At 69.2% G+C, this 8,350-nt stretch carries 5 protein-coding genes; 3 read left to right on the forward strand and 2 right to left on the reverse strand.

Annotation, left to right across the window (positions count from 1 at the left end; all coding sequences use genetic code 11):
- Positions 1-498 precede the first annotated feature (498 nt).
- Positions 499-1,953 carry a hypothetical protein gene (locus ACTHK2_RS02860; protein ID WP_440244184.1) on the forward strand — a complete coding sequence of 485 codons (1,455 nt, stop codon included), beginning with the start codon at positions 499-501 and terminating at the stop codon, positions 1,951-1,953.
- Between the two features lie 150 nt (positions 1,954-2,103).
- Here ACTHK2_RS02860 and ACTHK2_RS02865 read toward each other — a convergent pair whose 3' ends face one another.
- Together ACTHK2_RS02865 and ACTHK2_RS02870 are read right to left on the reverse strand one after the other, a co-directional pair.
- Positions 2,104-3,324 (reverse strand): class I SAM-dependent rRNA methyltransferase, encoded by a 1,221-nt coding sequence (locus ACTHK2_RS02865; protein WP_440244185.1) that lies wholly within the window; start codon positions 3,322-3,324, stop codon positions 2,104-2,106.
- Positions 3,325-3,407: 83 nt separating this feature from the next.
- Positions 3,408-3,881 carry a transposase gene (locus ACTHK2_RS02870; protein ID WP_440244186.1) on the reverse strand — a complete coding sequence of 158 codons (474 nt, stop codon included), beginning with the start codon at positions 3,879-3,881 and terminating at the stop codon, positions 3,408-3,410.
- A gap of 116 nt (positions 3,882-3,997) precedes the next feature.
- On the opposite strand from ACTHK2_RS02870, the gene ACTHK2_RS02875 reads away from it, so the two are divergent.
- Both ACTHK2_RS02875 and ACTHK2_RS02880 read left to right on the forward strand, forming a co-directional pair.
- The gene (locus ACTHK2_RS02875; RefSeq protein ID WP_440244187.1) at positions 3,998-6,016 is read left to right on the forward strand and encodes a thioredoxin domain-containing protein; all 2,019 of its coding nucleotides are present in this window, start codon (positions 3,998-4,000) and stop codon (positions 6,014-6,016) included.
- Positions 6,017-6,331: 315 nt separating this feature from the next.
- Positions 6,332-8,350 (forward strand): PKD domain-containing protein (locus ACTHK2_RS02880; protein ID WP_440244188.1); only part of this gene is annotated, 2,019 nt, incomplete at its 3' end.

Below are 8,350 nucleotides of genomic sequence, written 5' to 3' on the forward strand. Positions count from 1 at the left end.
GCGACCTGCTTCGTGCAGCTCGCGCTCGTGCGCGAGGCGCAGCACGCAGCGACCGGCGACGAGCGCGCACTGCTCGAGCGCGCGCTCGCCGTGCAGGAAGCGCAGCTCGGCAAGGACGATGCCGATGCGATCGCGACGCGCAAGCTGCTGGCGCGCCGCTCCGATTCCCGCTGATCCTTATCCAGAAGCGACGCCGCCACACAAACATGGCGCATACACGCCTTGGGCGCAGGCCGCCAGGCCGGAGTCCGCCCGCTAAGCGGGCTGCGCTCAGCGCGAACGGAGCGGTGGGGTGCGCCTGCCGCTGACGACCGTTGCCCCGACCATTCGCGCGCAATGCGCTTCGCCCCCACTGACGGGCGCGCCGGCGCGCCCTCCCCGGCCCGCCCGCGCTTCGCGATTGCCGCTTTTGCCGCGCGCTTGCGTAACTGCCTGCGACGGTCGCGATGCGCGCATGGAGCGCGCCCGCGCGGACCGCCCCGATCCCGAGGAGTGCCCATGTTCCGCCCGATCATCACCGCCGCCCTGCTGCTCGGCGCCAGCCTCTGCACCGCCCGAGACGGCGACCTCGACCTGCGCTTCGACGGTGACGGCAAGCGCACGGTCGCGTTCGACCTGTCGACGAGTCGATTCGACCGAGCCGTCGCGACCTTCGTCGACGCGGCCGGCCGCTACACCGTGGTCGGCTATGCGGACTACGGCCATGTCGCGTTCGCCCGCCTGCGGCCGAACGGCGGCATCGATGCGAGTTTCGGCAGCGGCGGTTACCTCACTCGGCCCCTGCCCGCCAATGCGATCGTGACCGTCGCGGCGACCGACTTCATGGGCCGCATCATCGTCGGCGGCCAGGCGATGAACCCGCTCGACAACGATCCGTTCGTCTGCCGCTACGCACCCGACGGCACGCCGGACACGCAGGTCGGTCCCGATGGATGCCGCGTGGTGCCGGTCGACTACGCGGTCGACGGCGAAGACAGCGTCAGCGCGATCGCGATCTCCGAAAGCGGCTACATCTATCTTGCCGGATCGGCGCAGCGCAACGATCCGGGCGACTACGACTTCTTCGTGATGCGCCTGCGCGAAACCGATGCCGCGCCCGACAGCGGGTTCGGCGGCGGCGACGGTATCCAGACGATCGCCTTCGACCTCGACGGAAACCATGCGGGGGGCGATGACGATGGCGCGACGGCCCTGCTGCTCGCCGGGTCCTCGCTCTACGTCGGCGGCTACGCCTACACGAGCGTGTTCTCCAGTCACGATTTCGCGATCGCGAAGATCGGCGCCGGCAGCGGCAACCTCGACCCCACGTTCTGCACGAACGCGAGTGCCTGCACCGGCAGCGAGGCCTACCAGGGCAAGCGCACGATCAGCTTCACGCAGGCGCCGGCGCGCTTCGACGAACAGGTGCGCGGCCTCGCATTCGATCGCAATGGCTACCTCGTCATGGCCGGCACCGCGGCGGACACTACCGGCGCCGACCTCATCCTCACGCGCCTGCAGGCGGACGGTGCATTCGCACCGCAGGCGTTCGGCAACGAAGGCAATCATGTACGCGAATCGCTGCTCGCGGACCTCGACGTCGGGGGCCTCGTCGTCGATGCCACCACCAATCGCATCCTCGTTTCGGGCTCGACTGCGAACACACCCGGCGCGACCGATCCCGATCGCCTCCTGTGGGTCGGACGCTTCCTTGCCGACGGCAGCGAGGACATGGCTTTCGCGACCGTCGGGGTGAACCCGAGCTGGGTCAAGGCGGTCGCGTTCGAACATCACGACGATGCGCAACCGACCGACAATATCGGCGGCTCATTGCTGATCGACCGCGGGCGCATTCTGCTCACCGGTTCGCGCCTGTGGCAGCGCGACGCGGGGAGCGGCCTGAATGACTACGACTTCGCGCTCGCACGCTTCGAGGGCGACGCGATCTTCATCGATGGCCTCGATGGCTATTGATGCCGGCGAGGCGCGTACCGCGATCGACGCATGCCGGCGCCCGCACGAACCAGGGTGGCTGCCCGCTCGCGGGCAGCCCTGCGGCGGCCGGAGTGACTGACGGGCGAATGCGCACCGCCCGCGCGCACCGGCTCATCCACGCGTGCCGCCTCACGCAGGCAGCACGCGCACGATGTAGCCCTTGAGGTAGTCGGTCTCGGGAATCGCCGGGTGCACCGGGTGGTCGGGGCCTTGCTGCAGCGACACGAGCATCTGCACCTGGCGGTCGAGGTGGCGCGCGCCCTGCTGCACGCCGTCGAGCAGCGCCTGCCGCGGCATGTGGTGCGAGCACGAACAGGTGACGAGGATGCCGTCGCGCGCGAGCACCTGCATGCCGAGTTCGTTGAGGCGACGGTAAGCGAGGCTGCCCTCCTTGAAGTCCTTGCGGCGCTTGATGAATGCGGGCGGGTCGAGGATCACGACGTCGTAGCGTTCGCGCGCTTCGCGCAAGGCCTTGAGGTGTTCGAACGCATCGGCGCGCAGCGCGTTCACGCGATTGGCGAGGCCGTTGCGCTCGATGTTCCGCACCGTCGCCTCCACCGCGCTGGCGGAAGCGTCGACGCAATCGACCTCGCGCGCGCCGTAAGCGGCGGCGCGGATGCCCCAGCCGCCGAGGTAGCTGAACATGTCGAGCACGCGCTTGCCGGTCACGAAGCGCGCGAGCTCGTCGCGGTTCTCGCGCTGGTCGTAGAACCAGCCGGTCTTCTGTCCACCGACGGGGTCGACGCCGAACACGAGGCCGCCTTCCTTCGCGACGACTTCGCCGCCTCTGCCGGGCGCGGCGTACTCGCCGTAGCCGATGTCGGCATATTCGGGCAACTGCTCCATCGCGCGGATGCCGGCGTCGTTCTTCCACCAGAGCTGGCGCGGGGCGAGCACCTTGACGACGGCGTCGGTGATCGCGTCCTTCTGCCGTTCCATGCCGGCGGTGGCGATCTGGCCGACGACGACGTCGCCGAAGCGGTCGAGCACGAGGCCCGGCAGGCCGTCGCTTTCGCCGTAGACGAGCCGATAGTAGGGCTCGGCATAGAGCTGCTCGCGCAACGCCAGCGCGATGTTCAGGCGATGCACGATCAGCGAACGATCGAACGGATGGGCGAGGCCGCGCACGACGAGGCGCGCGGCGATCAGCGAATTCGGATTGACGTAGCCGATGCCGATCGGCTTGCCGCGATGGTCGACGATCGCGGCGATGTCGCCGGGCGCGAACGCACCGAGCGGCGAGCGGGCGACGTCGATCTCGTTCGAGAACACCCACAGATGCCCCGCGCGCAGGCGCGCATCCTCGCCGCGCTTGAGGTAGAGGGCGGGATACTCGATCGGCTCGGACACGGCGGGACCTTGGGGACGCGGAATTCCGCACGGTAGCGCGCCGGTGCCGGCGCCACAACTCGGCACGGCGCGATGCCGCAGCATCACCCGAGCCACGACGCATCCCAGAACGGGTACTCGCCGACGCGCCGGCACACGCCCCTGCGTACCGATTCGCGCACGATGTCGCGCGCGATCGCGGCACAGTCCTCGTCCGGTCGCACCGCGCGTTCGTGGTAGCCGCGCGCCCACACGGCGCCGCTGCGCCCGGCGGCGAGATTGACCGATCCGGCGGCGACCGCCTTCAGCCGCGCAACGAGGATCGGCAGCGAGTCCAGCCCGACGAGGCGCACGAGCCCGTGCCATCGATCCGGCAGCAAGGTCCAGCACAGGAGCTGCGATGCGCGCCAGACGCGCGCCTCGCCGAATGCGCGCGCAGCTGCGCAGGCGAGCATCCAGTCGTCGAAGGTGCGCGCCTGCTCGGCGGTGCCGAAATCGATGCGGTAGATGCGGCCCTCGCCGATCGCCTCGCATAAACGATGGGTTCGCACGGCTTCGCTGCAGGTCGGAGTGTCCACGTGGCGATCCTCGCAAGCACGCACGCATGCGGCGATCGGCGTCGCCTGCGCGCGCCCGTACGAAATGGCGGCGCCGTGCGTGCGCCCTCGTCCAGCGCACGGCGTAGACTCGGCGCATGAGCAACCGACTCGCCCTCGAAACGAGCCCGTACCTGCGCCAGCACGCGGACAATCCGGTCGACTGGTGGCCGTGGTGCGACGAAGCGCTCGCGACCGCGAGGCGCGAACGCAAGCCGATCCTGCTGTCGATCGGCTACGCCGCCTGCCACTGGTGCCACGTGATGGCGCACGAGAGCTTCGAGGACGAGGCGACCGCGACGCTCATGAACGCCCTGTACGTGAACATCAAGGTCGACCGCGAGGAGCGTCCCGACATCGACAAGGTGTACCAGCTCGCGCACCAGGCGCTCGCGCGGCGCGGCGGCGGCTGGCCGCTGACGATGTTCCTCACCGCCGACGACCTCGTGCCGTTCTACGCTGGCACCTACTTCCCGACCACGCCGCGCTACGGCATGCCCGCCTTCACGCAGGTGCTGCGCGCCGTGCGCGCCTGGCACGACGACAAGCCGCACGAGCTGCGCGCGCAGAACGATGCGCTCGCGCACTTCCTCAACGAGTACGGGCACGACGCGGCCCATGCGGGCGTGCTCGACGATGCGCCATTGCGGGGCGCGCTCGCGCGCATCGCGCGGGGTTTCGACCCGGACAACGGCGGCCACCTCGGCGGACCGAAGTTCCCGCACGCCACGGAGATCACCTGGCTGCTCTCGCAGGGCGGCGAGGCACGCGCAATGGCACGCCGCACGCTCGCCTGCATGGCCGACCGTGGCCTCGCCGACCACCTCGGCGGCGGCTTCTTCCGCTACTGCGTCGACGATCGCTGGGAAATCCCGCATTTCGAAAAGATGCTCTACGACAACGCGCAGCTGCTGCCGCAGTACGCGTGCGCGGCGCGCCTGTTCGGCGAACCTGGGTTCGCGCAGACGGCCGAAGCGTGCGCGCACTGGCTCGAACGCGAGCTGCAGGCGCCCATGGGCGGCTTCATGAGTTCGTACGATGCCGATTCCGAGGGCGAGGAAGGGCGCTACTACGTGTGGCAGCGCGACGAGGTGCGTGCCCTGCTCTCCGACGACGAATTCGCGCTGGTCGAGCCGCTGTACGGACTCGACCAGCCGGCGAACTTCGAAGGCCATGCTTGGCATCTCGTCGTGAAGCGCCCGCTCGACGCGCTCGCGGCGACGCTCGGCATCGGCGTCGACGAGGCGGCCGCGCGGCGCGCGAGCGCCGAAGCGAAGCTGCTCACCGTGCGCGAACGCCGCGTGCGCCCTGGGCTCGACGACAAGATCCTCACCGCGTGGAACGCGCTCGCGATCGCCGGCGCCGCACGCGCGGCGCGCGCCATGGCCGCATCGCCGCTGCTCGCCGCCACCGAGCGCGCACTCGACTTCCTGCGCGCGAACGTGTGGATCGACGGCCGCCTGTACGCATGCCACGCCGGCGGGCGCGCGCGCTTTCCCGCGTATCTCGACGACCATGCATTCCTGCTCGACGCGCTGCTCGCGATGCTGCAGGTACGCTGGCGCGCACGTGACCTCGCCTGGGCGATCGAACTCGCCGATGCGCTGCTCGAACGGTTCGAGGATCGCGCGAATGGCGGCTTCTGGTTCACCGCGCACGACGCGGAGCCGCTGCCGCAACGGCCCAAGCCGTTCGTTGACGAGTCGCTGCCCGCCGGCAACGGCGTCGCCGCGCGCGCGCTGCTCGCGCTCGGCCACCTCGTCGGCGAGTCGCGCTGGCTCGATGCAGCCGAGCGCTGCCTGCGTGCGGCATGGCCCATGCTCACCGAATCGCCGCAGGCGTGCTGCAGCCTGCTGCTCGCACTCGGCGATGCGCTCGAAGCGCGGACGATCCTCGTGCTGCGCGCCGACGATGACGAAGCGCAGCGCTGGGAGGCCGCGATCGCGCATGCGGACGCGGCCGGCATCGATCGATGGCGCATCCCGTCCGGCGCGAAACTGCCGGGCACGCTCGGCGCGCAGACCCATTCTTCGGGCGGCGTCGCCTATCTCTGCAAGGGATCGGCCTGCCTGCCACCGATCGACGCGCCGGCCGAGCTCATCGCCCGGCTCGCCTGAGCCGCGCTGCGGGGCCGGCTGCCCGCGCTGCACTGCAGCACACTGAACCGTGACCCGCGCCTCAAGACGGATACATATCCGCTTTGAGACGGATGTCGCATGGTGCTATGGTCCGATCGTTCTATGTCGAAGGCCGACAGAAGACCGGTACCCGGATCCGGGCCAACCCGGAATCTTTCGCAGAACACGCCTTCCCGCGCCGCCAAGAGAGGGGCGACGCAACGAAGAGGACGCGACCGGGGTGCAACGGAGCTTGCGACGGTGCTGCGGTACGCCGCGGCGTTGCCCAATCGTCCTTGATGGGGAGATCACATCGTGAACTTCGAACTCGCTCCACGTCGCGGCCTGCTCGCCGCGGCGCTCGTGGCGCTCGGCGGCCTCGCGCCGTCCGCGGCATCGGCGTCCTCGTATACGCGCCTGCCGCCCGAATTCCAGCCGAGCTCGGTCGTCAATGCACGCGGCCAGACGATCGTCTACGGCACCTCCTACCAGAGCGACACCTCGTTGCCGCTCTATTACCTGCCGGAATGGAACGGCTCGGTCAGCGATCGGTCCAACGACGAGCGCGAAGCGGCCGAGAACTGGCGCATCCCGGGTCGCCATGTGGACGGCAAGGATCCGATCGTGCAGAACATCGGCAACCTGACCGATGCCGCGATGCCCGCGCCGATCCTCAGCTTCGACGGCATGGGCGTCGGCTCCTGCGGCTGCGCGCCGCCCGACACCAACGGTGAAGTCGGCCGCACGCAGTACGTGCAGATGACCAACGCGGGCTACCAGGTATTCGACAAGGCCACCGGCGCATCGCTGCTCGGTCCGCGCGCGACATCGTCGATCTGGGCCGGCTTCGGCGGCGTGTGCGAAACCTCCGGCCACGGCGACCCGATCGTGTTGTACGACCAGATCGCCGACCGCTGGGTCATCACGCAGTTCGCCGGCGGCAGCACGATCACCGATGAATGCATCGCGGTGTCGACGAGCTCCGATGCGACCGGCAGCTACAAGCGCTACGGCTATCACCTCGGTTCGGAGTTCTACGACTATCCGCACCTCGGCGTGTGGCCCGACGGCTACTACATGTCGATGAACGTATTCAACTCCTCCGGCACCGCCTACCTCCGGCCGCAGCCGTTCGCGTTCGACCGCGCGGCGATGATCGCGGGCGCGACCAGTGCCGCCTACGTGACGACGACCTCGCTCGGCTCGGGCAACGCACCGCTGATGCCCGCCGATCTGGACGGGGCGACCTTGCCGCCGACCGGCGCGCCCGGCGTGTTCGTCGAGTATCCGGACACCAATACTTACAAGACCTATCGCTTCCACGCCGACTACGTGACGCCGTCGAACACGACCTTCACGCTCGCCGGCAGCCCGTCCGCGGCCGCGTTCACGCAGCCGTGCGGCAGCAATGCGAAGTGCGTGCCGACTGCCGCCGGCTCGTCGAACTACCTCAACGGCCTCGACGACCGCCTGATGTTCCGCCTCGCCTACCGCAACTTCGGCGATCACGAATCGCTGGTCGGGAACTACACGGTCAAGGCGAACAATATCGCCGGCATCCGCTGGTTCGAACTGCGCAACGCGACGTCTGGCACGCCGACCAAGTTCCAGGAGAGCACCTATCAGCCCGATACGACGTGGCGCTGGATGGGCAGCGCGGCGATGGATCGCCAGGGCAACCTCGCGCTGGCCTACTCCGCCTCGAGCAGCTCGATCAATCCGCAGATCCGCTACGCCGGTCGCCTCGCGGGCGACACGCTGAACACGATCACGCAGACCGAGACGCACCTGTTCGACGGCGGTGGCAGCCAGACCGGCTCGGGCAACCGCTGGGGCGACTACAGCGACCTCACGATCGATCCGGTCGACGACTGCACGTTCTGGTACACGCAGGAGTATTACGCGTCGAACAGCAGCTTCAACTGGCGCACCCGCATCGGCAGCTTCAAGTTCGCCGGTTGCGGTGGCGGTGGCGGCAACGTTCCGCCGGTCGCGAACTTCGGCGTGACGACCAGCGGCCTCACCGCGAACTTCACCGACAGCTCGACCGACAGCGACGGCACGATCGCCTCGCGCGCGTGGAACTTCGGCGACGGCGGCACCTCGACCGCGACGAACCCGAGCCACACCTATGCGAGCGCGGGCACCTACAGCGTGTCGCTCACGGTCACCGACAACGGCGGCGCGACCAAAACGAAGACGACCTCCGTGTCGGTCAGCTCGCCGACCAACACGCCGCCGGTCGCGAACTTCAGCTTCACGACGAGCGGCCTCACCGCGAACTTCACCGACAGCTCCACCGACAGCGACGGCACGATCGCCTCGCGTTCGTGG

The organism is Dokdonella sp. (assembly GCF_051958935.1).
In the GTDB taxonomy this organism is placed as follows: domain Bacteria; phylum Pseudomonadota; class Gammaproteobacteria; order Xanthomonadales; family Rhodanobacteraceae; genus Dokdonella_A.

Coding starts and splice junctions, on each gene's coding strand:
- ACTHK2_RS02875 (WP_440244187.1), top strand. CDS start 3,998: ATGAGCAACCGACTCGCCCTCGAAACGAGCCCGTACCTGCGCCAGCAC.
- ACTHK2_RS02860 (WP_440244184.1), top strand. CDS start 499: ATGTTCCGCCCGATCATCACCGCCGCCCTGCTGCTCGGCGCCAGCCTC.